Here is a 24,283-nt window from a genome sequence, read left to right on the forward strand (position 1 = left end):
CGGGGGCACGGCAGCGGATGGCGCCCGCCGCCCCGGTGCTGGGCGGCGGCGCCGCGACGGCTTACGGTATGTCCATGGACGACAAGGAGATCCTCGACCGGATCAGCGGGCTGATCCAGACCGAGCATGAGTTGCGCAGCCAGCTCGCTGCCGGTGAGCTCAGCTCGGAACAGGAGCGCGACCGTCTTCGTTCCGCAGAAGAAGCGCTGGACCAATGCTGGGACCTGCTGCGCCAGCGACGGGCGCGGCGCGAGTTCGGCGTGGACCCGAACGGAGCGGCCGCGCGCCCGTCGGCGGAAGTGGAAGGCTACCAGCAGTAGCGGCAGCGACTGCAGGGCATCCGCGGCCACGGCCGGCGCTCAAGGCGGCGGCCCGGCGGGACTAGGCTCGGCTGCGGACAAGTAGCGAGGGAGAGTCGTGCGTATCGCGAGGTTCGCCAAGGGCGACGGAGTCGCCTACGGCGTCGTTGAGGGTGCGGGCGGCCAGTCACAGGCCGAGACGATCGCGGAGCTGTACGGCCACCCGTTCGGCATTGACCCGTCGGGCGTGCGGTTCACCGGGCAGCGCTACCCCCTGGCGGAGGTCCGGCTGCTCGCGCCGGTGCTGCCGAGCAAGGTGGTGGCCGTCGGCAGGAACTACGCCGAGCACGTGCGCGAAATGGGCGGCGAGCCGCCCGCCGAGCCGGTGCTGTTCCTCAAGCCGTCTACCTCGGTGACCGGGCATGGCGACAGGATCGCCTACCCTGTCAAGCTCACCGACCGCGTGGACTACGAGGGGGAGCTGGCCGTGATCATCGGCCGCCTCTGCCGCGACGTGCCGAAGGAGCGCGCCGAAGACGTCATCTTCGGCTACACCTGCGCCAACGACGTCACCGCGCGCGACCTTCAGCTGCAGGACGGCCAGTGGACCCGCGCGAAGGGATTCGACACGTTCTGCCCGCTCGGCCCGTGGATGGAGACCGGGACGGACCCGTCCGACCTGGGCCTCACCACGACCGTCAACGGGGACGTGCGGCAGCACGCCCGGACCTCTGAGCTGCTGTGGGACGTGCCGTCGCTGATCGAGTACGTCAGCGCGGTGATGACGCTGCTGCCCGGCGACGTGCTGCTCACCGGGACTCCCGAAGGAGTCGGCCCGCTCACCGACGGTGACGAGGTGTCGGTGACGATCGAATCCATCGGCACGCTGACCAACAAGGTGGTCATCCGCGACTAAGGCGGTGACCGCGCCGCCGGTGATCGAAAGGACAGTTATCCCGAACGGTCCCATGGCGACTGTGTCCGCCGCCTCGCTCGTGTCGAGCGTGGCCAGCGCGCCGCCCCCGGCGAGCACCGGCTTGATCGTCAGCTGCTCGTCCGCGTGGCTGACGAGGACCGCGAACCGGGCGCCGTCGTCGCGCACCAGCGTGTCGCAGGCGACCCGCGGGTCGTCAACCGAGACCGGGCGGCCGACACCGGCGTGGGTGGCGAGCGCGTTGTATAGCGTGACTGTCGCATCGGGGTTGACCCGCGGGGTGATCGCCGCCATGTACTCGAGCGGATAGGTGCACAGGATCAGCGAGCCGAGGCCTGCCTGGCGGCGCAGCAGGGCGGGCCTGCCGTGGCCGTCGGTGGCGATGACCTCGGCGGTGGTCGCCGCGACCGGGAGGTACGCCCGGCTGTGCTGGCTGCCCGCGGCGCGGAAGGCGAGCGTGGTTCCCCTGGCCAGGCCCCCGAAGTCGCGGGTGAGCGTGAGCTCGATGACGTCGTCGGTGATCGTGTCGGCCAGCCCCACGTCGAGGCAGTGCCGCACGCCGAACAGCTCGTTCATCCGCCCGTAGGAGGGGCCGCGATGCCAGGCGACGTCGCCGGCGCAATACGAGACGTACACGCACGCGCCCGCCTCGGCGAGCTGCTCGAGGGTGCCCGCCGTGGTCGCGAGGAGCTGCTGGACCGATGGTGCGAGGTAGAGTTTCGCGCCGCCCTCGATCCCAGCGGTCTCCCTGGTCAGCTTCGGCGGAAGGTCGGCGAGCCGGGCCGAGACGTAGCTTTGGTGCAGCGCCTTCACCGCGACGGCAGCGGAGTCCGGCGAGGTGAACGGGTACTGGGTGTCCAGGTAGCTGGACACGATGAGCGCGGTGCCGGTCTCGGCACGGTCGCACCTGAAGGCGTCAACAGCCTTGATCGTCGCGGCGAACGCCCGCATTTCCCGCAGCGTCCCCTTGGGCGCGCCGCGCGAGTCCGTAAGCCCGAAGTTCTGCTCGAACGCGTGGTGCCGGTACGGTTCCTGCCAGGGCAGGTCAAAGTCCGTGTTGTTCCACGCGATCCACCCCGTCGCGCCCGCGAGCAGGGTGTTGTGCAGGACGTGCCGGTAGTACCTGGCGGCGTGCTCGTCCGAGGCGAAGTCCGAGCTGACCCCGAACTCCTCCATGATCACCGGCTTGCCGAACGTCCCGGCAAGCTCGCACTGCACGGCCGCCGCGTAGCGCTGCCGCACCGGGTCGTCGCCGATGGGGTAGACGTGCGGGCCGAGGAAGTCGGTCAGCTCCGAGATCTCGGCGAGCCGGAACCCGTTGTCCGTGCCCGTCACCTCGATGCCCCAGGCGCCGTCGCCAAGCGAGAACGGCTGGTGGCCGCCTGCCGCGCGCACCGCGTCCCTGATCAGCTGCGCCCAGCTTGCGACGATCTCGTGCGAGGTCGTCGCGCCTCCGTAGATCGGCATCTCGTTGGAGACCAGCCAGCCGGCCACCGCCGGGTGCGCGGCGTACCTGCGCACCATCTCGGCGGCGAACCAGGCCTGGCGGCCGACCATCCAGACGTCGGCGTACAGGTCGCGTCCCGCGCGCCAGGACGGATCCCAATTCCCGCCGGACATGTGGCCGACGATGAAGGTGGGAACGGTGGTCATTCCCTGCTCGGTGTGCCGATCCAGGAAGTCGGCAAACCGCGCGGTCATGGTCTCGTCGATCTCCTCAGGGCCGGGCATGAAGTCGGGCCAGTAGAAGAACGACCTGGTCATGGTCAGGCCGTGCCTGGCCAGCACGGCCAGCTCCTTCCTGACGACCGCCGGGTCGTAGGTGCGCCACATGAGCGGACCGTCGGCCCGTGACCAGAAGTTCGCCCCGAGCCAGCGGAGTGGCTCGCCGCCCACGACGATCCGCGCGGTGTTCCTGTGCACGAGAACCCGTCCTTCCTCCCGCCGGTCAGTCATTTCGTGACTGCCGCGATCGCAGAACTATACCGGTTAAGCCTAGTGTGGTCTATTGTTGGACGCGTTCCCGGACGCGTTCCCGGGACGCGTCCGGGACGCGTCCCGGACGCGTGCCGGTTATGCTTGAGCCGGAGTCGCATGGCGCAGAGGGGACCTTGATGAGACGCCCGACCATCGCCGACATCGCACAGCGCGCAGGCGTGACCAAGGCGGCCGTCTCGTTCGCCCTGAACGGCCAGCCAGGGGTATCCGCGGCGACCAGGGAGCGCATCCTGGCGATCGCCCATGAGATCGGGTTCCAGCCCAACAGCGCGGCCCGCGCCCTGACGGCGGGCAAGGCCGAGGCGTTCGGCCTTGTCATCGACCGCCCGGCACGCACGCTCGGCATCGAGCCGTTCTTCATGCAGCTAATCTCCGGTATCCAGGCCGAACTGACGAGCCACCAGATGACCTTGGTGTTCACGATGGCCGAGGATCAGGAGGCCGAGATCGAAATGTACCGCCGGTGGTGGGCGCAGCGGCGGGTGGACGGCGTGTTCGTGGTTGACCTGCAGGTGAACGATCGCAGGATCGCGGTCCTGCAGGAATTGCACATGCCGGCCGTGGTGTTCGGCACGCCGCGCGGGACGGGTTCGCTGCCCGCCGTCTGGCAGGACGACCGGGCCGCCGTCGATTCGGTGGTCCGCTACCTGTCCGATCTCGGCCACCGCCGGATCGCCCGCGTCGGCGGGTTCCCGCGCTACTGGCACACCACGCTGCGCTCGGAGGCGTTCGGGCAGGCCGCGGCCGAGGCCGGGCTTGACGCCGTGTCGGTGGAGGCGGACTACACCGCCGAGCACGGCGCGCAGGCGACGCGCGGCCTGCTCGGGTCGGCTGAGCCGCCCACCGCGATCTTGTACGACAACGACGTGATGGCGGCCGCGGGGCTGGGCGTGGCGCAGCGGATGGGGATCGGCGTGCCGTCGGGGGTGTCGATCGTCTCCTGGGATGACTCCGCGCTCTGCGAGCTCATTCACCCCGCGCTCACCGCGCTGCGCCGGGACATCGCCGCCGCGGGCAGCCAGGGCGCCCGGATGCTGCGGGAGATGGCGGCCGGCGGCCAGCCGGCGAACTTCCAAGAGGCGCCGCCCGTCCTGCAGGTCCGCGAGAGCTGCGGCCCGGCAGGCGTCCCGCAGATCGCCGGCTCCCGCCGCTCGCGGCTTTCCGCCTGACCAGGATACGCCGGACATTTCAGGCGAAACCGGTATATGTTTCACTTGTGACGCTTAGACTGGCAGCCCGTTAACAGGCCTGATACCTGATCGCGATATGAGCGATACCGGCGAATACGGAGACGGCACTTTACTTGGACGCTGCTTTGGGTTAACACTTAACCGGTATAGCCCACCTGTTCAACGGCGACACCGGGGCGGGATGCTCCTTGAACCGTCACGGCGACGCCGAGCCTAGAACGGACAAAAGCCCCGAGATGGGTCGTTGCCGAAGCGGTTGGCCTGCGCCGTCCCCGGCGCCCGGCATTCTTCCGCGACCCGGCGGCCACCCACCCCTGGGTTACCAGAGGACTTGCTAGTGAGGAGGTAGGAGCAGGTGAGACCTACAAAGAGCGCGACGAGCCGGCGATGGCGGGCGGCCAGGTACGGTACCGCCGCCGTCGCCGTGCTGGCACTGGCCACGGCCAGCGCCTGCAGCAGCAGTTCGTCGTCGAGCAGCAGCACGAGCAGCACGAGCACCACGTCGCCGTCGGCTTCGCCGTCATCGTCGGCATCCAGTTCGGTTACCAGCTTCCCGCGGACCGAGACGCTCTACACCAGCGGCACGGCGTACTCGCCGCCAAGCAACTGGAACCCGCTCGACACGGGTAACTACGCGACGGGCACGCAGGGGCTCATCTACGAGCCGCTGTTCCTGTACAACCCGCAGACGGGCACGTACGACCCCTGGCTGGCGACGGGCAACCTCAACGCCGGCTGGAAGGGCAGCACCTACGTCATCAACGTCCGCTCGGGCGTGACGTGGAGCGACGGAACGCCGCTCACCGGCGCGGACGTGGCCTACTCCATCAACTTGGCGCGCACGAACGCGACCGACCCGTACTCGGCCAACGTGTCGACGGTCGCGGATGCCACCGCGAACGGCAACACGGTCACGGTCACGTTCAAGGGCACGCCGGGTTACACCGAATTCACGGACTACCTGTGGAAGGCCCCGGTCCTGCCTGAGCACATCTGGTCCAAGTTCCCCGCGAGCCAGATCGCGACCGACGCGAACCTGAACCCGGTCGGCACCGGCCCCATGACCCTGGACACCTACAACACCCAGGAAGTCGTGTATCAGACCAAGCCGAGCTGGTGGGCGACGAGCGCGCTCGGCCTGAGCTTCAAGTTCAAGTACCTGATCGACGTGGTGAACGGCTCCAACGACCAGGAGCTCGGCCAGCTGACCGCCGGCAACATCGACTGGAGCAACAACTTCCTGCCCGGCATCAACCAGCTGATGCAGGCCGTGGGCGGCAACTCCGGCTACACCCTCAAGACCTACTACCCGACGACGCCGTACATGCTGTCGGCAAACACGGTGTGGCTTGAGCCAAACGACTCCGTCGCGCCGATGAGCAACGTCAACTTCCGCAAGGCGCTGGCCTACGCGCTCGACCCGGCGGTGATCGCGCAGACCGTGTACGGCGGCATAACCAAGGCGGCCAACCCGACCGGCCTGCTGCCCAACCTGAGCAGCTACGTCAACACGAGCGTGGTCAGCGCGGACGCGCCAACCTACAACCCGACCCTCGCCAAGCAGTACCTGGCGAAATCCGGCTACAACGGCCAGGCCATCACCCTGCAGGTGCCCGACGGCTGGTCGGACTGGATGGACGCCACCACGGTGATCAAGTCCGAACTCGACGCGATCGGCATCAACCTCCAGCTCATCTACCCGCAGGCCAACGCGCGCACCGCGAACGTGACCGACGGCAACTTCGACCTGCAGCTGGACAACAACGCCGGCCTGGACTCCACGCCGTGGAGCTACTTCCAGCGCGTGTACCAGCTGCCGATCGAGAAGCAGCAGACCTCGGAGCTGAACTGGGAGCGGTTCAGCTCGCCGGCGGACTGGGCGCTGGTACAGGAGGCCGCCACGGTTCCGCTTACCGACACGACGAAGCTGGACTCCATCTACACTCAGCTGGAGACCGACTTCTTCGCTCAGGAGCCGGTGATCCCGCTCTGGTACAACGGCGCCTGGTTCCAGGGCAACACCCAGTACTGGGAGGACTACCCGTCAAGCACCGGCTCCGACCAGAACATGCCGGTCATGTGGGACGGCTACCTCGGAGCGATGACCACGGTCTACGCGCTAGCCGACCTCAGGCCGACGCCGCAGACATCCTCCTGATGTCCACGACGCATCCCGGTCCGATTAGTCACTAGCACGGGTCCCTCTTGCGACCCGCCTTCCGGCCCGCCTCAGCGGGCCGGAAGGCGGGTCGCGGGTCCGTGCTTCACTTCGGGAGACTGCCCGTGCGGCGCTATCTCACCAGGAAACTGATCACCTACGTGCTGGCGTTCTTCGTCGGCGTGACGATCGACTGGGGCATCCCGCACCTGATGCCGGGAGATCCCATCCAGGGCCTGCTGTCGAGGTTTGACCTGGATTCCGCGTCGTACGCGGCGCTCTACAAGACGTTCGCGCAGTCATTCGGCCTCAACGTGCCGCTGTGGGAGCAGTACCTGGACTTCTGGCGGGGCGTGCTGACCGGGAACATGGGGATCAGCATCTCAGACGCCCCGGCCTCGGTCTCGTCGCTCGTCTTCGCGGCGCTGCCGTACACGCTGGCGCTGCTCGTCCCCGCGATCGTGCTCTCCTACATCGTCGGGAACCGGCTTGGCGCGGCGGCCGCGCGGCGCAGGGCTCTCGACAACACGGTGCTCCCGGTCGGCTACGGGTTCCAGGCCATCCCGTACCCGTGGCTGGCGCTGGTGGTGCCGTACCTGCTCGGCGTGGTCTGGCACGTGTTCCCGACCTCCGGCGCCTACTCAGAGACGCTGCTGCCCGCGTGGTCCTGGACGTTCATCGCGAGCCTGCTCGACCACTGGTTCCTGCCGTTCCTCACCGTGTTCATCGTGAGCCTGGGCGGCTGGGCCATCGGCATGCGCAACCTGGTCATCTACGAGCTCGAGAACGACAGCTCGCGGTACCTGCGCGCGCTCGGCGCCAGCGAGCGCGTGGTCCGCAGGTACGCCTACCGTAACGCGTCGCTGCCTCAGCTCTCCGGCCTGGCGCTGCAGCTTGGCGTGGTCATCGGCGGCAACATCGTGACCGAGATCGCGTTCGACTACCCCGGCCTCGGGCACCTGATCTTCACCGCGATCACGAGCCAGGACTACTTCCTCCTGCAGGGCATCTTCATCTTCATCGTGCTCGGCGTCCTGATCGCGAACTTCGTCATCGACCTCGTATACATCAGCGTCGATCCGCGGACCCGGCTGAGCATGCAGGGAGCGGCGGCATGAGCGAGTCGGTCAGCGAAGCCCCGGAGGCGAGGGTCCCGCACCTACTGCAATCCCCTGGTCCCATCGCCCCGGTCGCGGGCGCCCCCGTCGGCCTCGCCGCCGGCGGCGCCACAGGCGGTCGCGGGGGCGGCGACTTCCTCTACTACGGGCTGCGGAACAAGAAACTGGTCTTCGGCCTTAGCCTTGAGCTGCTGCTCGTGCTGTTCGCGATCATCGGGCCGATGATCGCGAAGTTCTCGCCCCAGGACTTCACCGGCGCGCAGCTTCAGCACCCGGACGGAACGTACTGGCTCGGCACGGATTATCTCGGTCACGACATCTTCTCCGAACTCACCAACGGTCTGCGGGAAAGCTACCTGGTGGGCGCGCTCGGCGCGGTGTCCGCGTCGGTCGTCGGCATGGCGCTCGGGTTCACCGCGGGCTGGCGCGGCGGCATCCTCGACGAGGTTCTGCAAATGATCACGAACATCATCGTGATGATCCCGGCGCTGGTGTTGCTTGTCGTGATCGGCTCCTACCTCAACTCGCGCAGCGTGCTGTTCGAGGGTGTGTTCATCGGGCTGACCACGTGGCCGTGGGTGGCGCGGGCAGTCCGGGCGCAGACGTTCACGCTGCGGTCGCGCGAGTTCGTCGAGTTGGCCAAGCTGTCAGGCAAGCGCCCGCTGGAAATCATCGTCAGGGACATCGCGCCGAACATGGCCTCGTATCTGTTCCTTGTCGTCATCTTGCTGTTCGGCAGCTCAATGCTGCTGGCGGCGAGCTACGACTTCCTCGGGCTCGGGCCGACCGACGTCGTCTCGCTCGGCTCGATGATGAACCAGGCGCAGAATGACGCTGCCCTGCTCTACCACGACTGGTGGTGGTTCATCCCGCCAGGCGCGGTGCTGACCGCGATGGTCTGGGCGTTGCTTATCGCAAACGTCGGTCTCGACGAGGTCTTCAACCCGAAGCTGAGGCAACAGTGAGCGTCAGCGTAGACAACCTCTCGGTGGCCTACCGGAGCCGCCGCGGCGACGTGACAGCCGTCGAGAACGTCAGCTTCACGCTCGCCGACGGCGAGATCATGGGCCTGGCGGGGGAGTCGGGGTGTGGCAAGTCGACGCTCGGCAACGCCCTCATCTACCTGGACCCCAGGATGAAGCAGACCGGCGGCAAGGTCATGGTCGACGGTAAGGAGCTGCCGATCTCGGACACCAAGGCCATGCGGCCGCGGCGGATGACCGAGGTCTCGCTCGTGCCGCAGTACGCGATGAGCGCCCTGACGCCGACCAGGAAGATCAGCAGGCTCACGACCGACCTGCTCAAGTCGCACAAGGTGCGCGACCGTCACGAAGTGCTGACCGAGATGAACCGTCGGATAGCGCTCATCGGCCTGAAGGAGGACGTGCTCAGCAAGTACTCCTTCGAGCTGTCCGGCGGCATGCGGCAGCGGGTAACGATCCTGCTGTCCACGCTGCTGAACCCGTCGCTGCTGATCGCCGACGAGGTCACCTCCGCGCTCGATGTCTCCACGCAGCGCGCGGTCGGTGAGATGCTGCTTGAGTTCCGTGACCGCGGGTTCGTCAAGAGCGTCATCGCGATCACCCACGACCTGTCGATCCTGGCGCAGATCGCCGACAGCATCGCGGTCATGTACGCGGGGCGGCTCGCGGAAAAGGCCAGCACGGACACGATCGTGAACGAGCCGCTGCACCCCTACACCCAGGCGCTGATCGCTTCGCTGCCCGAGGTCGGCGTGCGGCACGACCAGACGACGCTGACCGGCATACCTGGCCGGCCTCCGTCGCTGGCCAACCCCCCCGCCGGGTGCCGCTTCCGTGACCGGTGCCCGTTCGCCTTCGACAAGTGCACGGATACCCCTCCGTTCGAAGAGGTCAAGCCGGGGCACCGCGTGGCGTGCTGGAAGGTGAGCGGTGAGGTGCAGGCCAAATGAGCACGCTGAAGGTCGACAAGGTCTCCAAGCTCTTCCGGTCCACGGCCAGGGGCGGCGGGTTCACCCCGGCGCTGCGCAAGGTCAGCTTCGAGCTGAATCAGGGCCAGGTCATCTCCCTGATCGGCGAGAGCGGCAGCGGCAAGACGACGCTCGGCAGGATCATCCTGCGGCTTGTGGCGCCCACCAGCGGCACGGTGATCTACGACGGGAAGGACATCAGCACCTATTCCCAGCGCGGGCTGCGTGAGTATTACCGGCAGGTGCAAGGCGTCTTCCAGGACCCGTTCAGCTCCTACAACCCGATCTACCGCGCGGACCGGGTGTTCCAGCTGGTGCGGGACGTGTACTTCAGGCACACCCCGGACAAGGACTGGGACGACAAGCTCGAGGCCGCGCTCGACGCGGTCGCGCTCAACCCGGGCGACGTGCTCGGCAAGTACCCGCATCAGCTTTCCGGCGGCCAGCAGCAGCGCCTGCTGATCGCCCGCGCGCTGCTGCTTGAGGTCAAGGTGCTTGTGGCCGACGAGATCATCAGCATGCTCGACGCCTCCACCCGGGTCGACGTGCTCAACCTGCTCGTCAAGCTCAAGCGAGCCGGGCTCGCGATCTTGTTCGTCACCCACGACCTGTCGCTGGGCAACTACGTGAGCGACCGGACGGTCATCTTGCGGCACGGCGCGATCGTCGAGATCGGCGCGACCGAGAAGGTTTTCGGCAACCCGCAGCACGACTACACCCGGATGCTGCTGTCGGCGGTGCCGGAACTGCACAAGAAATGGCAGCACACGCCGCTCGGCCCGGTTGCGGTCTGGGCCAACGGATCGGCCGTAGCCGGCGATGTCATCGATACCACTCCGAACGATCCCGTTGCCTCCGCCCTCGCGCGCGCCACCTTGATCGACGAGCTGAGCCACGCCGAGCAGGTGGTCAAGCGCGACGTGCGCGCGATCTTCGCCGGCCGGGGCGGCACCCGCACGTCCCCTGTCGCGGTGGCGCTCGAGCCTCCCGAGCTGCGCGAGTTCGAGCCGGACCACATGGTCGCCGAGCCGGAGTAGCCGCGTTGGCTAGCGGCTCCCCTCTCCGGTAGACTGCAGCGGCGCGATACGGAAGAACGCCTTGCGGCGCCGGAGTTCGCGCGCCCTTGGGGTATGGGGTAATTGGCAGCCCGACAGGTTCTGGCCCTGTTAGTCTAGGTTCGAGTCCTGGTACCCCAGCGTTTGACGTGGCACGGATGCCCTGGTGTGGCGTTCGTGTCACGTTCGCGTTCCCGCCCCGGGCCGGGCTCACGCCGCGGTCGCGGGCCGCGCGCGAGTTGGCGGACTCACCGCGAGACGGTAAGGTGAAGCTCGCTCGGCCCCGTCGTCTAGAGGCCTAGGACGCCGCCCTCTCAAGGCGGTAACGCCGGTTCGAATCCGGTCGGGGCTACTCAGCGCGCACCAGGAGTTTCCCTCGCGCCCCACCAGTCCGGCAAGTGTTACTTTGGACACTTCTTGCATGGACAAATCGCCCATAATGGACCGGAAAATGGTCACAGAGTGTGCAAAGTGGCACCCAAGGGGTCCTGTGGGTGCCGCGGGTGCCACCCGTCCGGATGATTTGCCCGGATTGAGTAGTTGGTCCCGCTTGAGGTTGCCGCCGCCAATAGCCGCCGGGACCGTGCCGGCCTTCGCCGAGCAGCTTAGCTAGGCCGGGCGGGGCCGGGCACCGACATCCCCGCACCCGCCTGGGCGCCGCGGCTTGCCGCGTTTGCGGCACCACATCCGCGCGTATGTCCCGGCCGCGCCGTACCCGCGCTCAGGCAGGAGCGGCAAGCGTGGTTAGCGTGACAAATGAGAACAGCGTTATTCGAGTTGTTCTTAATAGTTTATATCGCCGGGTGAAAGCCTCTTGCAACACACAACTAAACCGGATAAGAAAACAATGTGTTACGTCGAGGCCGACTAGCAAGGAGCGATCACATGGCGTTTCGGCTCAGGCCAGCGCGGGCGCTGTACGCGAGCGCCTGCGCGGCACTCGCGGTCCTGTCGACCGCCGCGTTCACCGCGGCGGCGCCCGCCGCAAGCGCGGACACCGCGCCTGCGCTGCTCTCCGCAGCCCCCCTCGGCCTCAACACGGCGCCGTGGGACTACATCTACGCCGCGGACACGTCGGCTGGCGGCGGGGTGGACGTTATCCAGCCGCTCCTGCAGGCCGCCGGCATCACCATGCTCCGCTACGGGGGCGGCTCGTACGCGGACTACTACGACTGGCAGACCAACACCAACATCCAGAACTGCCTGCCGGACGACGCGACCGCGTCCTTCACCTCCAGCTGCGCAGCAACCGACTCACTCGACTTCGCCCAGTTCTCCCAGCAGGCCAGGGCGATTGGCGCGCAGAGCTTCGTGACGGTCAACTACGGCTCTGGCACCCCCGCCGAAGCCGCCGCCTGGGTCACCCAGGCCGCGGACACGCCTGGCCAGGGCGTCGCGCTCTGGGAGGTCGGCAACGAGACCTACGGCTGCTGGGAGGTCGACAACGAGCTCGCGGGACCGCCAGAGAACTACCAGGGATACACGCCGAACACCTACACCACGGTTGACGGGGTGTACGAGAACCCGACCTGCCCGCAGGTGACCGAGGGCAACGCGGCAGGCACCCAGACGCTCGCGACCTCGTACGCGGTCAACGCACGGCGGTTCCTCGTCGCCATGAAGGCGGCGGACCCGGCGGCGAGAATCGGGGTGCCGTGGGCGTTCGGCAGCGAGGTGCCTGGCGCGTCCGTGCCGGACAACTCCGAGTGGAACAACACCGTGCTCGGGACGGACGGCCGGCTCGTGAGCTTCGTGGACGCGCACTACTACCCGTTCTACTTCTACGGCGCCACCGGCGGCGCCAACCCGACCGACCAGCAGGTCCTGCAGGCGCTGCAGCAGATCCCGTCGCTGTACGGCGAGATCCGGGCCGAACTGAACGCCTACGACCCGAGGGCGTCGGTGGTCGTCGGCGAGACCGGCGTGTCCAACAACGAGACCACGACGGTCTGCACTCCGGTTGGCGCGCTGTTCGCCGCGGGTGATGTGCTGTCCTGGCTCGCGGCCGGCGCGGAGAGCGTCGACTGGTGGGACATGAACAACTACGGCAACACCACCAGCAGCTGCACCAGCCCGGACTACGGGTTGTTCACGTCGTCCTCCCCGCCCGCGGCCGAGACCCCGTACTACGGCTACCTGCTCGCCTCGGTGCTGGCACAGCCGCACGCGCTGCTCGCCACCCTGGGTACCTCCGACCCGTCCGACGTCCTCGCCTACCAGTCCCTGCTGCCCGACGGCAAGTACGCCGTGGCCTTCATCAACACCAACACGAGCTCCGCGGAGACGGTGACATTCCACGCGCCGCTGTCCGGGACGCTGCAGACGTGGAGCTACAGCGCCGGCGACCAGAACTCGACGAACTCCACCATCGTCACCGGGACGACCGCCGCGGCGACGGTCGCGGCCGGCATCACGTTGCCGGCTGAGTCGATGACCATCCTCCAGACGCAGACGCGCTAGCGCGCGAACCCGTGCCAGCCGCGGCCTGGCATTCCCTGCCCAGGCCGCGGCTTACCGGGCTGGCTGGCTACGAAGCCCGCTCCCAGGTGACGGAGAACCCGTTGCCGCTGCTGTTGAGCGCGCCGGGCAGCGCCTTCACAGCGCCAGAGTTGTCCACCATCGTGATCTCGTCGTCGGTGAACGAGGAGATCACGCCCGCAGTGGTGCCTTCCGTCACGGTCGAGCCGCTGTCGCTCCAACTGCTGAAGTCGGCAAGCGGGTAGATGCCGCCTGAGCCGCTCGGCGCCTCGGCGATCCACTCGGCGCTGCTGTTCGCGCAGCGAGAGCACGTCTGCGTCGTGCTGAAGCTGTCGGCCGTATGCGTGGTGTCGGTCACCGCGAGCGTGTAGCTCGTGCCGCTGCGCACGACGGACGCGGTGATCGCGTCGCCCGCCGCGAGCGTCGATCCGACGACCTGGATGTCGTTGGCCGGGTACATCTCCCACCAGGTGTACTGGTAGGCCGCGCCGCGGTAGCACTCGATGAGCGTCCCGTCCTGCTCGACAGAATCGCTGCTGTAGCCGTCGATGCCGACCCAGAACGCGGCCAGTGACTCTGTCCTGCTGCTGCAGGACGCCGACGGCTCAGTCCAGCTGCCGGCCACCTGCGCGAACGAACTGCCCGTGTCCGCGTAGCCCGACCAGTTCGTGCTCTCCACGCTCGTCAGGCCGTTGACCTGACGTCCAGTGCCGGGCACGCGCTGGTCCGTGGCGTGCTGCCCGATCACGAGCTGCCCGATCGCGGCCCGTGCCAGCGCCGCGGCCTGCGCGGCGGGCGAGGGGTGCGTACTCGCGCCTGCCGCGGAACCGAAGCCTGCGAGCAGGCCGAGTGCCGCCAATAGGGCGGCGAGCGGATAAAGGAGGAACCTGGGGAGACGGTGCGCCATGCTGGAACTCCTCGTGCAATGCGATCTCGGTGTTGACCGCGGTGCCCAGATGGTAACTTCCGGTATTTTTGTGAGCAATATCCGGACAACACCCGGCGATCGGCTCCCCGCCGCCCCCGCCGCCCGCGCCGGGCCCGCCGCGGCGGCGCCATCGCGGCAGTGTATGATCGACCGCGTGTCACGGTGGTATTGGCGCTTTACGCTGGCTCCGGGCGGAGCCAGGCGTACGTGCGTGCGCTTATCACCGCCTGGAGCCAGCCGAAGGCGGGGGCGCAGCCGCCCGTCGCGAACAGGGCGTAGCTGGCTCCCGGCCGAGGCGGGCGCGGCTCGCCCGGGAGGAGAACCCCGATGTCACGCGTCAGGGACACCCGGATCGTCGCCTACGAGCCGTTGCTGTCGCCGGCCGCGCTTGTCGATGAGCTTCCGCTGCTTGACGGGCAGGCGCAGACGGTCGAGCGCACCCGGGCCGAGGTCCGCGCCGTGCTTGACGGCGCCGACGGCCGGCTGCTCGTGGTCACCGGCCCGTGCTCCGTGCACGACCCGAAGGCCGCCCTCGACTACGCCGCGCGCCTGACGGCGCTCCGCGACGCCTACGCACGCGACCTGCTCATCGTGATGCGCGTGTACTTCGAGAAGCCGCGCACGGTGACCGGGTGGAAGGGCCTGATCAACGACCCCGGCATGGATGACAGCCACGACGTGCACCGCGGGCTGCGCGCGGCGCGGCGGCTGCTCCTTGACATCCTTGGCCTGGGCATGCCAGTGGGCTGCGAGTGGCTGGACCCGATCACGCCGCAGTACATCGCCGACACCGTGACCTGGGGGGCGATCGGGGCGCGCACGACGGAGAGCCAGGTGCACCGGCAGCTCGCGTCGGGGCTTTCGATGCCGGTCGGGTTCAAGAACGGGACGGACGGGGACGTCCAGGTCGCGGTCGACGCATGCCGCGCGTCGGCGGCCGGGCACACGTTCTTCGGGGTCACCCAGGCGGGCGCGGCCGCGGTGGTGAAGACGGCGGGGAACGCCGACACGCACGTGATCCTGCGCGGCGGCCGCAGCGGCCCCAACTACTCGTCCTCGCACGTGGCCAAGGCACTGGACCTGGTCGCGGCGGCCGGGCTGCCACGGCGCCTGATGGTGGACGCCAGCCACGGCAACAGCGGCAAGAACTACCGCCGTCAGCCGGCCGTGGCGCAGGCGCTGGCCGAGCAGATCACCGGCGGCGAGCGCGGCATCTGCGGGGTGATGCTTGAGAGCTTCCTGGTGGCGGGACGCCAGGAGCCGGGCGACCCGGCGACGCTGACCTACGGCCAGAGCGTCACGGACGCGTGCATGGACATCGAGATGACAACCAGCACACTGGGAACACTCGCCGCATCAGTTTCGCGCCGCCGCCGGTCCCCGGCAGATTTATCCCGAACGATCCCGGCCGACTCCACGCTCGTCAGCTCAGCCGGCCGGCGATTGGCCGCCAGACGGCGAACTGGACGATCGCGAGGGTCAGCGCGAACGGCAGCAGCACCCGCATCCCCGCGCTCTGGGCGATCGCGCCCGCCAGCCAGGGCAGCGCGGAGCCGCCGCCCACGGCGGCCGCGTTCATCACCCCGATGGCGGTGGGCACCAGCCGGGCCTGCGTCAGCCGGGGCGCGACCGCCATCGTGGTCGGGAAGACCGGGCCGAGGAGGAAGCCGAGCAGCCCAAGCGCCACGCACGCGAGCACGGCCGGCGACAGCCAGGCCAGCGCGGCAGCGGCGGTGACGCCGGCCAGGCACGCGTAGATCATCCGGGCCGTGGTCGCGCCGACCCGTGCGGCGATCGGGCTGATCAGGAACCGGCCGAGCGTCAGCCCCAGCCAGTACCCGCTGATCGTGTAGCTGGCGATCGACTCAGGCAGCGCCCGCGCCTGCACCAGGTAGCTGAAGCCCCAGCTGCCCACGCTGGCCTCCAGGCCGACGTAGACCGCCAGCATCGCCGCCCCGAGCTGGACGCCACGGCCCCTGAGCGCGGCGCCCAGCATGCTGGCGGGGGTCGGCACCGGCGCCTCAGCCGCCCCCGGCACCGGGGCGTCCGGGGCGTCCGGGGCGCCAGGGGCGCCAGGGGCGGACCTCGGGTAGGCCAGCAGGAAGCCGGCGAGCAGCGGGACGCTGGCCCCGGCCAGCACCAGCCAGACCACCGTCCAGGGGGCGAAGCCGATGATCCAGGCAGCCAGCAGCGGCCCGAGCAGCGCGCCGACGCCCCAGAACGCGTGCAGGCGGTTGAGCAGCGTCGTCGCGCCGGGCATGGCCGAGAGGCAGACGTTGAGCACCGACTCGAGAACCCCGACCCCGTACCCGATGACCACCTGCGCCAGCACGAACGCGACGAACGGCGGGCGGCTGGCCAGGTACAGTCCGCCCAGCATGAACGCGCTGCCGCCGGCCGTCAGGGCGGTGCGGACCCCGAACCGGTGGAGCAGCGCGCCGTTGCTCAAGCCGGCCAGCGCGAATCCGATGGAGATCGTGAAGAAAGCGATCCCGATCGTGGCCCGGCCCACCCCGTAACTGGCCATCTGCGACGGCAGCAGCACCCCGCCAGCTCCTGCGCCAAGACCGCTCAGCACGAACGCGGCATAGGACACAAGCACCGCCGGCCGGCCAGCCTCGATCGTGCGGCGGCGCATCCCCCTGGCGGGCCCTATGGGGCCGCGGGCAGGCCAGCCAGGGCCGCGTCGATCTGGTCCTGCGGGAGCTCGAAGTCGGTCATCTCGCCGGCCAGGTACCGCTCGTAGGCCACCATGTCGAAGTGTCCGTGGCCGCACAGCGCGGTGAGGATCACCTTCTCCTCACCCGTTTCCGCGCAGCGCCTGGCTTCGTCGACGACGGCAGCGAGCGCGTGCGAAGGCTCGGGCGCGGGTAGGATGCCCTCGGCGCGCGCGAACGTGACCGCCGCGGCGAAGCACTCCCGCTGCGGCTTGGCAACCGCCTCGAACAGGCCGAGCTCGTACATGTGGGACAGCAGCGGCGACATGCCGTGATAGCGCAGCCCGCCCGCGTGCACGGGCGCGGGGATGAAGCCGTGGCCCAGCGTGTGCATCTTGAGCAGCGGCGTGAACCCGGCCGTGTCGCCGAAGTCGTAGGCGTAGATACCCCGGGTGAACGACGGGCAGGCGGACGGTTCGACCGCCCGGATCACCGGGTTGGCGCGGCCGGCCAGCTTCTCGCGCAGGAACGGCAGGAACAGCCCGGCGAAGTTGGACCCGCCGCCGGTGCAGCCGACGATCAGGTCTGGCGCCGACTCGCCCGCCGCGGCGAACTGCTTCAGCGCCTCCTCGCCGATGACCGTCTGGTGCATCAGGACGTGGTTGAGCACGCTGCCGAGGGCGTACCTGGTCTCGGCGCTGCCTGCCGCGGCCTCGACCGCCTCGCTGATCGCGATGCCGAGGCTGCCCGGCGATGCCGGGTCGTCGGCGAGCACCTTCAGGCCCGCGTTGGTCGCGCGGGACGGGCTCGGGTGCACGGTCGCGCCGTAGACCTCCATCAGCGTGCGCCGGTGCGGCTTCTGGTCGTAGGACGCCCGCACCATCCAGATCTCGCAGTCCAGGTTGTACTGCGCGCAGGCGAACGCCAGCGCGCTGCCCCACTGCCCGGCGCCGGTCTCGGTGGTGAGCCGTTTAGTCCCTTCCCGCGAGTTGTAGAACGCCTGCGGGACCGCGGTGTTCGGCTTGTGCGACCCGGCCGGGGACACGCCCTCGTACTTGTAGTAGATCCGGGCCGGCGTGTGCAGCGCCTTCTCCAGCCGCCACGCGCGGAACAGCGGTGTCGGCCGCCACAGCCGGTAGACGTCAAGCACCTCCGCGGGGATGTCAACGTAGCTGTCACCGGTCACTTCCTGGCCGATGAGCTCCATCGGGAACAGCGGGGCGAGGTCGTCGGGCCCCACCGGCTGCAGCGTGCCCGGGTGCAGCGGCGGGGGCGGCGGCGAGGGCAGGTCGGGGATCACGTTGTACCACCGCGTCGGGATCTGCGACTCGTCCAGGGTGATCTTGGTCCGCTCGGTCACGGGGGCCTCCCTCGTCATTGCGTCACTCGCGTTCGCCGGCAATGCGGTCCGCCCGCGCCCCGCTCGGGGCGGGCCAGGGACTGGCATCATGCGCTTTTCGCACCTTACGCCCCCAGCCCCGTCCCCGATAGCCGGCGCCCGCGCAGGTAAGGTCGGCTTATGTCAGCGGTGCCCGAGCTATCCGGGCCGGTTCGCGCGGCGCTGGCGGCCGGGCGGCCGGTGGTCGCGCTCGAGTCCGCGATCATCTCCCACGGCCTGCCGCGGCCGGCCAACCTGACGGCGGCCCGCTCATTCGAGGCGATGCTCACGCAGGCCGGGGTGACGCCCGCCACGATCGCCGTCGTCGACGGCGTGCCGAAGGCGGGGCTCGACGACGCGGACCTGGAGCGGGTCGCGCTCGGCGAACCGGTCGTCAAGGTGAGCAGCCGCGACCTGCCGATGGCAATCGCGGGAAAGCGGACGGCGGGCACCACGGTGGCGGCGACCGCCCTGCTCGCGGCGAAGGCCGGGATCCGGGTGTTCGCCACCGGCGGCCTGGGCGGCGTGCACCGCGGCTCCGCCGACTCGCTTGACGAGTCGGCGGACCTGACCGTGCTGTCCAGGACCAGGATCACCGTGGTGTCGGCCGGCGTGAAGTCGATTCTCGACATCCCGGCGACGCTGGAACGGCTCGAGACGCTGGGGGTGGCGGTGGCGGGCTACCGGACCAACAGGTTCCCCGCGTTCTACGTGTCGGATTCCGGCCAGGACCTGGAGTGGCGCCTGGACAGCCCGCAGGAGATCGCCGCCGTGATGGCCGCCGCGGACTTGCTTGGCGAGGCGTCCGCGCTGCTCGTCGCCAATCCGCTGCCGCCGGACAGGCAGCTCGATCCGGCGCTGCACCACCGGGTGCTCGCCGAGTCGCTGGCCGCGGCCCGCGCCGCGGGGATCCGCGGCAAGGCGGTGACGCCGTTCCTGCTCGACTACATGCAGCGCGCCACCGGCGGCGTGAGCGTGACCGTCAACCTGGACATCGCGCGCGGCAACATCGCGCTCGCCGGCCAGATCGCCATCGCCTGGGCGGCCAGGACCGCGGCGCGGGAGTAACTTACTGACAGGAACGGGGACGGCACCGGGTTGCCGTAAGGCTCACGAGCGGGCTGGCGGGAGAGACCGATGACGGACGCAAGCGTCGACGCGCCGGTCACAGCCGTGACGGTGTTCCGTGACGGTGCCCGCGTGGTGCGCACCGGCCTGGTGACCGTGCAGCCGGGGCTGCGGCCAGTGGTGCTCGGCAGCCTCCCGGCGACCGCGGACCCGGCGTCTGTCCGCGTCGCCGCGCGCGGCCATGACCTGGGCCTGCTCAACGTCGAGGTACAGCGCCGCTTCGGCACCGACCCGCTCCGTGCGGAGACGGCGCGGCTGCGTGCCGAGGTCGAGCAGCGGCGCGACACGGTGCAGGAGCTCGCCGACGAGGACGCTGCCGAGCAGGCGGCGCTGGGTTTCCTCGGCCACCTCTCCGATGCCACGGCCACCGCGCTGGCGCGGGCGGTGAGCACCGGACGGGCTGGCTACGATGAGCTGTCGCGGATGGCCGGACATCTGTCCGCGGGCACCGGCAGCATCCTCAGCCGGCGGCGCGAGATCGGCGCGCGCAAGCGCACCGCGCAACGGGAGCTCGAAGCCGCCGAGCAGCGCCTGGCCGCCGCCGAAAAGCGGGCGGGTCATCCGGTTGAGTTCGCCGAGGTCTGCGTGATCCTCGAGGCACGGGCGGGCCGCCACTGAGGCCGAAGTGGAGCTGTCCTACCACGTGTCCGGGGCTTCCTGGCACCCGTTGTACGACCTGGTGCTCGACGGCGAGCGGCTGACGGTGTCCTACCTGGCCGAGATCACCCAGCTGACCGGGGAAGACTGGCCCGAGGTCGCGCTGGCCCTGTCCACCACGCGGCGCGGGCTGTACCAGACGCTGCCCGAGCTGACCCCGTGGTACGTGGGCCGCGTGCGGCCGCCGCGCGAGCGCGTGGTGGGGCGCGCGCTGGCGGCGGGGATTCCCATGGCCGCCGCCGCTCCCCCCGGTGACTGGCCAACCGGGGAAACGGCGCCGGTGCCCGCCGCCGCGGCGATGCCTGCCGCCAAGGCGCTCGCCGCCGAACCTGGCGACGGCGAGTCGGGCGCCGGGCTCGTCTACACGGTGGCGCGCCCGCTCGCCGTGCCCGCCGACGGCGGTCCGCACAAGACCCTGGTCGCCCAGTTCGACGCCGGCGCGACGTTCGACTACCTCACGGTGCCGGTGCTCGCCCCGGAAGCCTACCTGCGGGCCGCCGTCACGAACGGTTCGCTGCTCCTGTTGCCCGGGCAGGCGCGTATCTTCCACGGCACGCGCTTCGTCGGGCAGACCCACCTTGACACCGTCGCCGCCGGGGAAGAGTTCGAGGTCCAGCTCGGCGTCGACGAACAGATCCGCGTCGAGCGCAAGCTGCGCCGCCGCAGCACCAGCAAGGCGATGCTCGGCGGCACCGTGACCGTCGACATCGGCTACGAGATCACGGTGGAAAACCGCCGTGACGGCATCGCCCGGGTGAGCGTGCACGACCATATCCCGGTGTCTGCCGACGGCGAGATCAAGGTGCGCTCGCGCGAGACCGCCCCCGCCCCGGCCGAGACGGACGACCTGGGCGAGCTCACCTGGAACCTGCGGCTTGAGCCAGGGCAGGCGGCCGTCATCCGGCACAGGTTCACCGTCGAGCACCCGGCGCACGTGACCGTTTCCGGCCTGTAGAGGGAGCAAGGCACCGTGGTGACGGCAGCGGAGGTTCGCGCGGTGGCGCTTTCGCTGCCGCGGACTTCAGAGCACCTGATCCACGACCACATCAAGTTCCGGGTCGGCAAGATCGTCTACGTCTCGATCTCCCCCGACGAGGAGATCATGGGATTCGGCTTCCCGAAGGAGGAGCGGGCCGCGCTCATCGCCGCTGAGCCCGCCAAGTTCGCCATGCCGCGGCTGTCCGATCAGCGCTTCCACTGGGTGCACGCCCGGATGGCGGCGCTCACCCCAGAAGAGATGCGCGAGCTTGTCACGGACGCCTGGCGCATGGTGGTGCCAAGGAGGGTCGCGGCGGCCCACCTGGATTCGCGGTAGTCAGCCGACGAGGGTCTTGACGGCCGCGGTCATTTCCGCGACGGCCTTTTTCGCGTCGGCGAAATACATGCTGGTCTTCGGGTTCGTGTACAGCTCGTTGTCGATGCCGGCGTAGCCGTGGCCCATGGAGCGCTTGACCACGATGATCGACTTGGCCTGGTCCACGTCAAGGATCGGCATGCCCGAGATCGCCGTGCCCGGACGGCGGGCGGCCGGGTTGGTCACGTCGTTGGCGCCGATCACCAGCGCCACGTCGGCGCGACCGAACTCGGGGTTGATCTCATCCATCTCCTTGAGCTGCGGATACGGCACGTTGGCCTCGGCGAGCAGCACGTTCATGTGCCCGGGCATCCGCCCCGCGACCGGGTGGATCGCGTAGCTCACCTCGACGCCGCGGTCCTCGAGCAGCGCCGCGAGTTCGGCCACGCCGTGCTGCGCCTGGGCCGCCGCGAGACCGTAGCCGGGCACGATGATCACCTTCGACGCGTAGGCGAGCTGGATCGCGGCGTCGTCGGCGGCGATCGAGCGGATCTGCGCGTCCCCGGTGACCACCGCGGCGACCGCGGTGTCGCCGGTGCCGAAGCCGCCCAGGATGATGTTGGCGAGCGACCGGTTCATCGCGTCGGCCATGAGCTTGGTGAGGATGCCGCCGGACGCGCCGACCAGCGCCCCGGCGATGATCAGCGCCCAGTTGTTGATCACGAAGCCGGCCATCGCGACCGCTGTTCCGGTAAACGCGTTCAGCAGCGAGATGACAACCGGCATGTCGGCGCCGCCGATCGGGAGCACCATGAGCACGCCGAACGCGAGCGCCGCGAGCACCACGATCAGCAGCGCGGGCAGGCTCGCGGTGGTGAGCATGAACGCCGCCGAGCCAACCGCTACGACCGCGAGCGCCGCGTTGATCGCCCGGCCGCCCTTGATGACCACCGGTGAGCTGTCGACGATCCCCTGCAGCTTGCCCGCGGCGATCAGCGAGCCGGTGAAGGTGACCGAGCCGATGATCACGTCGAGCACCGTGAAGACCGTGGTGGTGCCGAGGACCCCGCCGCGCGCGGACTCGCCGGTGATGTAACCGGACACGGCTACCAGCGCGGCGGCGCCGCCGCCGACCGCGTTGAACATCGACACCAGCTGCGGCATCGCGGTCATCTGCACGGTCCTGGCCGCCTGCAGGCCAACCGCGGAGCCGAGCAGCGCGCCGACGATCAGCACGGTCCAGCCGACCCCGGTGACCGTGCCGTCGTGGATCAGCAGGACCAGCGTTATCACGACGGCGATGATCATGCCGGCCGTGGACACCTGGTTCCCGCGGCGCGCGGTGGCCGGGCTGTTCATCAGGTGCAGGCCGATCACGAAGCATGCGGCCGCGAGGATGTAGATGAGCTGAATGTTGGTCGTGAAGGTGTTCACCGGTGCACCTCCTGCGGCCTGTCTTGCGACTGGCCGTTCAGCTGCGCCTGCGCCGCGGGGCGGGCCGGGGCCTTGCGGCGGAACATCTTCAGCATCCGGCCCGTGACCACGTAGCCGCCGACCACGTTCGCGGCGGCGAAGAACGCGGCCACGAAGGCGAGGATGTAGCCGACGGGGGTGTGCGCGGTCAGGCCGATCAGCAGCGCGCCCACGAGCACGATGCCGTGGATGGAGTTCGCCGCGGACATCAGCGGCGTGTGCAAGGTGGCGGGCACCTTGCCGATGACCTCGATGCCGACGAGCAGGGCCAGCACGAAGATCGTCAGGTCAGTCACCAGCGCCGTGGACATCAGCGTCCTCCTTCGCCATCGAGCAGCTTCGCTACCGCCGGATGCACAACCTGCCCGTCGTGCGTGACCACGACTCCGGCCTGGATCTCATCGCCGGTGTCGATCGTCAGCACGCCGTCGGATGTCATGTGCAGCAGCAGCGCCGAGATGTTGCGTGAGTAGGCGCTTGACGCGGCGGTCGGCATCGTCGAGGGCAGGTTCTGCGCCCCGATTATCGTCACCCCGTTCTCGGTGACCACGGTCTCGCCGGCGACCGACCCGGCGACGTTGCCGCCAAGCGCGCTGGCGCCCATGTCCACGATCACCGAGCCCGCGGCCATCGACTTGACCGCGTCTTCCGTGATGAGCAGCGGCGGCCTGCGCCCGGGCACCTGCGCGGTGGTGATCACCACGTCGTGCCGCGCGATGTGGCTGGTGAGCTCGGCCTGCTGGGCCGCTTTCTCGTCCTCGGTGAGCTCGCGGGCGTAGCCGCCCTCGCCCGCGGCGCTGGCCACGGACGTGAGCTCGATGAACGTGGCGCCGAGCGACTCGACCTCGCCTTTGCTGGCCGGCCGGACGTCGTACCCGCTGACCTGGGCGCCGAGCCGTCGCGCGGTGCCGATCGCCTGCAGGCCCGCCACGCCGGTGCCGAGCACGAGCAGCTTCGCCGGGCGGGCCGTGCCCGCCGCGGTGATCAGCAGCGGGAAGAACCTGCCGTACGACGTGGCGGCGACCAGGACGGCCTTATAGCCGGCCACGTTCGCCTGCGAGGACAGCGCGTCCATGCCCTGGGCGCGGGACAGCGTCCGCGGCAGCCCGTCGAGGGACACCGCCGTCACGTTCTTTCCGGCAAGCTCCCGCGCCAGCTCGGGGTCGATGAGCGGTGACAGCATGCCGAAGACCGTCTGGCCCGCGCGGAGCTTGCCGACCTGGGCCTCGTTCGGGCGGGTCACCGTCAAGATGACATCCGCCGCCTGGTATAGATCGTCCGTCTTGACTATGGTCGCCCCTGCCTCGCTGTAGGCGCTGTCGGGAAACCAGGCGCCGTCACCGGCGCCCGCCTCCACAAGCACGTCGAGACCGGCCTGGGTCAGCCGAGGCACGGTCTCCGGGACGAGGGCGACGCGCCGTTCGCCGGGCGCGTTCTCCTTAACGACGGCCACTTTCATTGGCGCGACCTCATCATGGGTACCCCTAATCGCTGCGCTGCGCGATACTTCTTGATTTTGACAGTAGTGCGGGAGGCTGGCGCAGCGGTAGGACCAAAGGCCGTGCGCTTGGTTTGCGAGATCCTGCA

At 69.3% G+C, this 24,283-nt stretch carries 19 protein-coding genes, 2 tRNA genes and 2 pseudogenes; 16 read left to right on the plus strand and 7 right to left on the minus strand.

The window, feature by feature from the left end:
- Positions 1–320 (plus strand): DUF2630 family protein (locus Q1N79_RS00195; RefSeq protein WP_367185006.1); only part of this gene is annotated, 320 nt, incomplete at its 5' end.
- Positions 321–417: 97 nt separating this feature from the next.
- The gene (locus Q1N79_RS00200) at positions 418–1,215 is read left to right on the plus strand and encodes a fumarylacetoacetate hydrolase family protein (protein ID WP_300602639.1); all 798 of its coding nucleotides are present in this window, start codon (positions 418–420) and stop codon (positions 1,213–1,215) included.
- A 1,083-nt stretch (positions 1,216–2,298) separates the two neighbouring features.
- On the opposite strand, the pseudogene Q1N79_RS00205 reads toward Q1N79_RS00200, so the two are convergent.
- A pseudogene (locus Q1N79_RS00205) lies at positions 2,299–3,189 on the minus strand (cellulase family glycosylhydrolase); the annotation flags it as partial.
- 158 nt (positions 3,190–3,347) lie between these two features.
- Here Q1N79_RS00205 and Q1N79_RS00210 point away from each other — a divergent pair.
- The 9 genes from Q1N79_RS00210 (at position 3,348) to Q1N79_RS00250 (ending at position 13,163) form a co-directional block, all read left to right on the plus strand.
- Positions 3,348–4,400: a LacI family DNA-binding transcriptional regulator gene (locus Q1N79_RS00210; protein WP_300602570.1), complete on the plus strand. Its 1,053-nt coding sequence runs from the start codon at positions 3,348–3,350 to the stop codon at positions 4,398–4,400.
- A gap of 376 nt (positions 4,401–4,776) precedes the next feature.
- Positions 4,777–6,579 carry an ABC transporter substrate-binding protein gene (locus tag Q1N79_RS00215; protein WP_300602573.1) on the plus strand — a complete coding sequence of 601 codons (1,803 nt, stop codon included), beginning with the start codon at positions 4,777–4,779 and terminating at the stop codon, positions 6,577–6,579.
- A 125-nt stretch (positions 6,580–6,704) separates the two neighbouring features.
- Positions 6,705–7,697 (plus strand): ABC transporter permease, encoded by a 993-nt coding sequence (locus Q1N79_RS00220; protein WP_300602576.1) that lies wholly within the window; start codon positions 6,705–6,707, stop codon positions 7,695–7,697.
- Positions 7,694–8,662, plus strand: a complete 969-nt coding sequence (locus Q1N79_RS00225; protein WP_300602578.1) for an ABC transporter permease — start codon at positions 7,694–7,696, stop codon at positions 8,660–8,662. The genes Q1N79_RS00220 and Q1N79_RS00225 overlap by 4 nt, the downstream gene beginning before the upstream one ends.
- On the plus strand, positions 8,659–9,630 hold the full coding sequence (locus Q1N79_RS00230) for an ABC transporter ATP-binding protein (RefSeq protein ID WP_300602580.1): 972 nt from the start codon (positions 8,659–8,661) through the stop codon (positions 9,628–9,630). The genes Q1N79_RS00225 and Q1N79_RS00230 overlap by 4 nt, the downstream gene beginning before the upstream one ends.
- Entirely contained in the window at positions 9,627–10,685 is a 1,059-nt protein-coding gene (locus Q1N79_RS00235; protein ID WP_300602583.1) for an ABC transporter ATP-binding protein, read from the plus strand. The genes Q1N79_RS00230 and Q1N79_RS00235 overlap by 4 nt, the downstream gene beginning before the upstream one ends.
- An 87-nt stretch (positions 10,686–10,772) precedes the next feature.
- Positions 10,773–10,844: transfer RNA gene (locus tag Q1N79_RS00240), tRNA-Gln, on the plus strand.
- A gap of 138 nt (positions 10,845–10,982) precedes the next feature.
- Positions 10,983–11,055 (plus strand) — tRNA-Glu (locus Q1N79_RS00245).
- A gap of 533 nt (positions 11,056–11,588) precedes the next feature.
- Complete coding sequence (locus Q1N79_RS00250; protein ID WP_300602586.1) at positions 11,589–13,163, plus strand: hypothetical protein; 1,575 nt, start codon at positions 11,589–11,591, stop codon at positions 13,161–13,163.
- Positions 13,164–13,230: 67 nt separating this feature from the next.
- Here the strand turns inward: Q1N79_RS00250 and Q1N79_RS00255 are convergent, their stop codons facing one another.
- Complete coding sequence (locus Q1N79_RS00255; protein ID WP_300602588.1) at positions 13,231–14,088, minus strand: G1 family glutamic endopeptidase; 858 nt, start codon at positions 14,086–14,088, stop codon at positions 13,231–13,233.
- Positions 14,089–14,436: 348 nt separating this feature from the next.
- On the opposite strand from Q1N79_RS00255, the pseudogene Q1N79_RS00260 reads away from it, so the two are divergent.
- Positions 14,437–15,489 (plus strand): annotated as a pseudogene (locus Q1N79_RS00260) (3-deoxy-7-phosphoheptulonate synthase); the annotation flags it as partial.
- A 43-nt stretch (positions 15,490–15,532) separates the two neighbouring features.
- On the opposite strand, the gene Q1N79_RS00265 reads toward Q1N79_RS00260, so the two are convergent.
- Positions 15,533–16,747, minus strand: coding sequence for a sugar MFS transporter (locus Q1N79_RS00265; protein WP_300602590.1), 1,215 nt, complete (start codon positions 16,745–16,747; stop codon positions 15,533–15,535).
- Positions 16,748–16,761: 14 nt separating this feature from the next.
- Positions 16,762–18,126 (minus strand): TrpB-like pyridoxal phosphate-dependent enzyme, encoded by a 1,365-nt coding sequence (locus Q1N79_RS00270; RefSeq protein WP_300602593.1) that lies wholly within the window; start codon positions 18,124–18,126, stop codon positions 16,762–16,764.
- Between the two features lie 159 nt (positions 18,127–18,285).
- Between Q1N79_RS00270 and Q1N79_RS00275 the strand changes: the two genes are divergently transcribed.
- From Q1N79_RS00275 to Q1N79_RS00290, 4 genes are all read left to right on the plus strand, one after another.
- Positions 18,286–19,212 carry a pseudouridine-5'-phosphate glycosidase gene (locus Q1N79_RS00275; protein ID WP_300602596.1) on the plus strand — a complete coding sequence of 309 codons (927 nt, stop codon included), beginning with the start codon at positions 18,286–18,288 and terminating at the stop codon, positions 19,210–19,212.
- Between the two features lie 69 nt (positions 19,213–19,281).
- Positions 19,282–19,890: a DUF4140 domain-containing protein gene (locus tag Q1N79_RS00280; protein ID WP_300602600.1), complete on the plus strand. Its 609-nt coding sequence runs from the start codon at positions 19,282–19,284 to the stop codon at positions 19,888–19,890.
- 7 nt (positions 19,891–19,897) lie between these two features.
- The gene (locus tag Q1N79_RS00285; RefSeq protein WP_300602603.1) at positions 19,898–20,884 is read left to right on the plus strand and encodes a DUF4139 domain-containing protein; all 987 of its coding nucleotides are present in this window, start codon (positions 19,898–19,900) and stop codon (positions 20,882–20,884) included.
- 15 nt (positions 20,885–20,899) lie between these two features.
- On the plus strand, positions 20,900–21,244 hold the full coding sequence (locus Q1N79_RS00290) for an MmcQ/YjbR family DNA-binding protein (RefSeq protein ID WP_300602606.1): 345 nt from the start codon (positions 20,900–20,902) through the stop codon (positions 21,242–21,244).
- Here Q1N79_RS00290 and Q1N79_RS00295 read toward each other — a convergent pair whose 3' ends face one another.
- Genes Q1N79_RS00295 through Q1N79_RS00305 form a run of 3 tightly spaced genes read right to left on the minus strand, consistent with a single transcriptional unit; the run spans position 21,245 to position 24,155 of the window.
- Entirely contained in the window at positions 21,245–22,657 is a 1,413-nt protein-coding gene (locus tag Q1N79_RS00295; RefSeq protein WP_300602609.1) for an NAD(P)(+) transhydrogenase (Re/Si-specific) subunit beta, read from the minus strand.
- Positions 22,654–23,007 carry an NAD(P) transhydrogenase subunit alpha gene (locus tag Q1N79_RS00300; protein WP_300602612.1) on the minus strand — a complete coding sequence of 118 codons (354 nt, stop codon included), beginning with the start codon at positions 23,005–23,007 and terminating at the stop codon, positions 22,654–22,656. Before Q1N79_RS00300 ends, Q1N79_RS00295 begins: the two co-directional genes overlap by 4 nt.
- Positions 23,007–24,155 carry a Re/Si-specific NAD(P)(+) transhydrogenase subunit alpha gene (locus Q1N79_RS00305; protein ID WP_300602614.1) on the minus strand — a complete coding sequence of 383 codons (1,149 nt, stop codon included), beginning with the start codon at positions 24,153–24,155 and terminating at the stop codon, positions 23,007–23,009. Before Q1N79_RS00305 ends, Q1N79_RS00300 begins: the two co-directional genes overlap by 1 nt.
- Positions 24,156–24,283 lie beyond the last annotated feature (128 nt).

Origin of the sequence: Trebonia sp. (assembly GCF_030042015.1) — a bacterium.
Taxonomy (GTDB): domain Bacteria; phylum Actinomycetota; class Actinomycetes; order Streptosporangiales; family Streptosporangiaceae; genus Trebonia.

What these genes read in the sequence shown, in the direction of transcription:
- Q1N79_RS00210 (WP_300602570.1), top strand. Translation starts at nt 3,348, where the DNA reads ATGAGACGCCCGACCATCGCCGACATCGCACAGCGCGCAGGCGTGACC.
- Q1N79_RS00225 (WP_300602578.1), top strand. Translation starts at nt 7,694, where the DNA reads ATGAGCGAGTCGGTCAGCGAAGCCCCGGAGGCGAGGGTCCCGCACCTA.
- Q1N79_RS00235 (WP_300602583.1), top strand. Translation starts at nt 9,627, where the DNA reads ATGAGCACGCTGAAGGTCGACAAGGTCTCCAAGCTCTTCCGGTCCACG.
- Q1N79_RS00250 (WP_300602586.1), top strand. Translation starts at nt 11,589, where the DNA reads ATGGCGTTTCGGCTCAGGCCAGCGCGGGCGCTGTACGCGAGCGCCTGC.
- Q1N79_RS00255 (WP_300602588.1), bottom strand. Translation starts at nt 14,088, where the DNA reads ATGGCGCACCGTCTCCCCAGGTTCCTCCTTTATCCGCTCGCCGCCCTA.
- Q1N79_RS00265 (WP_300602590.1), bottom strand. Translation starts at nt 16,747, where the DNA reads ATGCGCCGCCGCACGATCGAGGCTGGCCGGCCGGCGGTGCTTGTGTCC.
- Q1N79_RS00275 (WP_300602596.1), top strand. Translation starts at nt 18,286, where the DNA reads ATGTCAGCGGTGCCCGAGCTATCCGGGCCGGTTCGCGCGGCGCTGGCG.
- Q1N79_RS00280 (WP_300602600.1), top strand. Translation starts at nt 19,282, where the DNA reads ATGACGGACGCAAGCGTCGACGCGCCGGTCACAGCCGTGACGGTGTTC.
- Q1N79_RS00300 (WP_300602612.1), bottom strand. Translation starts at nt 23,007, where the DNA reads ATGTCCACGGCGCTGGTGACTGACCTGACGATCTTCGTGCTGGCCCTG.
- Q1N79_RS00305 (WP_300602614.1), bottom strand. Translation starts at nt 24,155, where the DNA reads ATGAAAGTGGCCGTCGTTAAGGAGAACGCGCCCGGCGAACGGCGCGTC.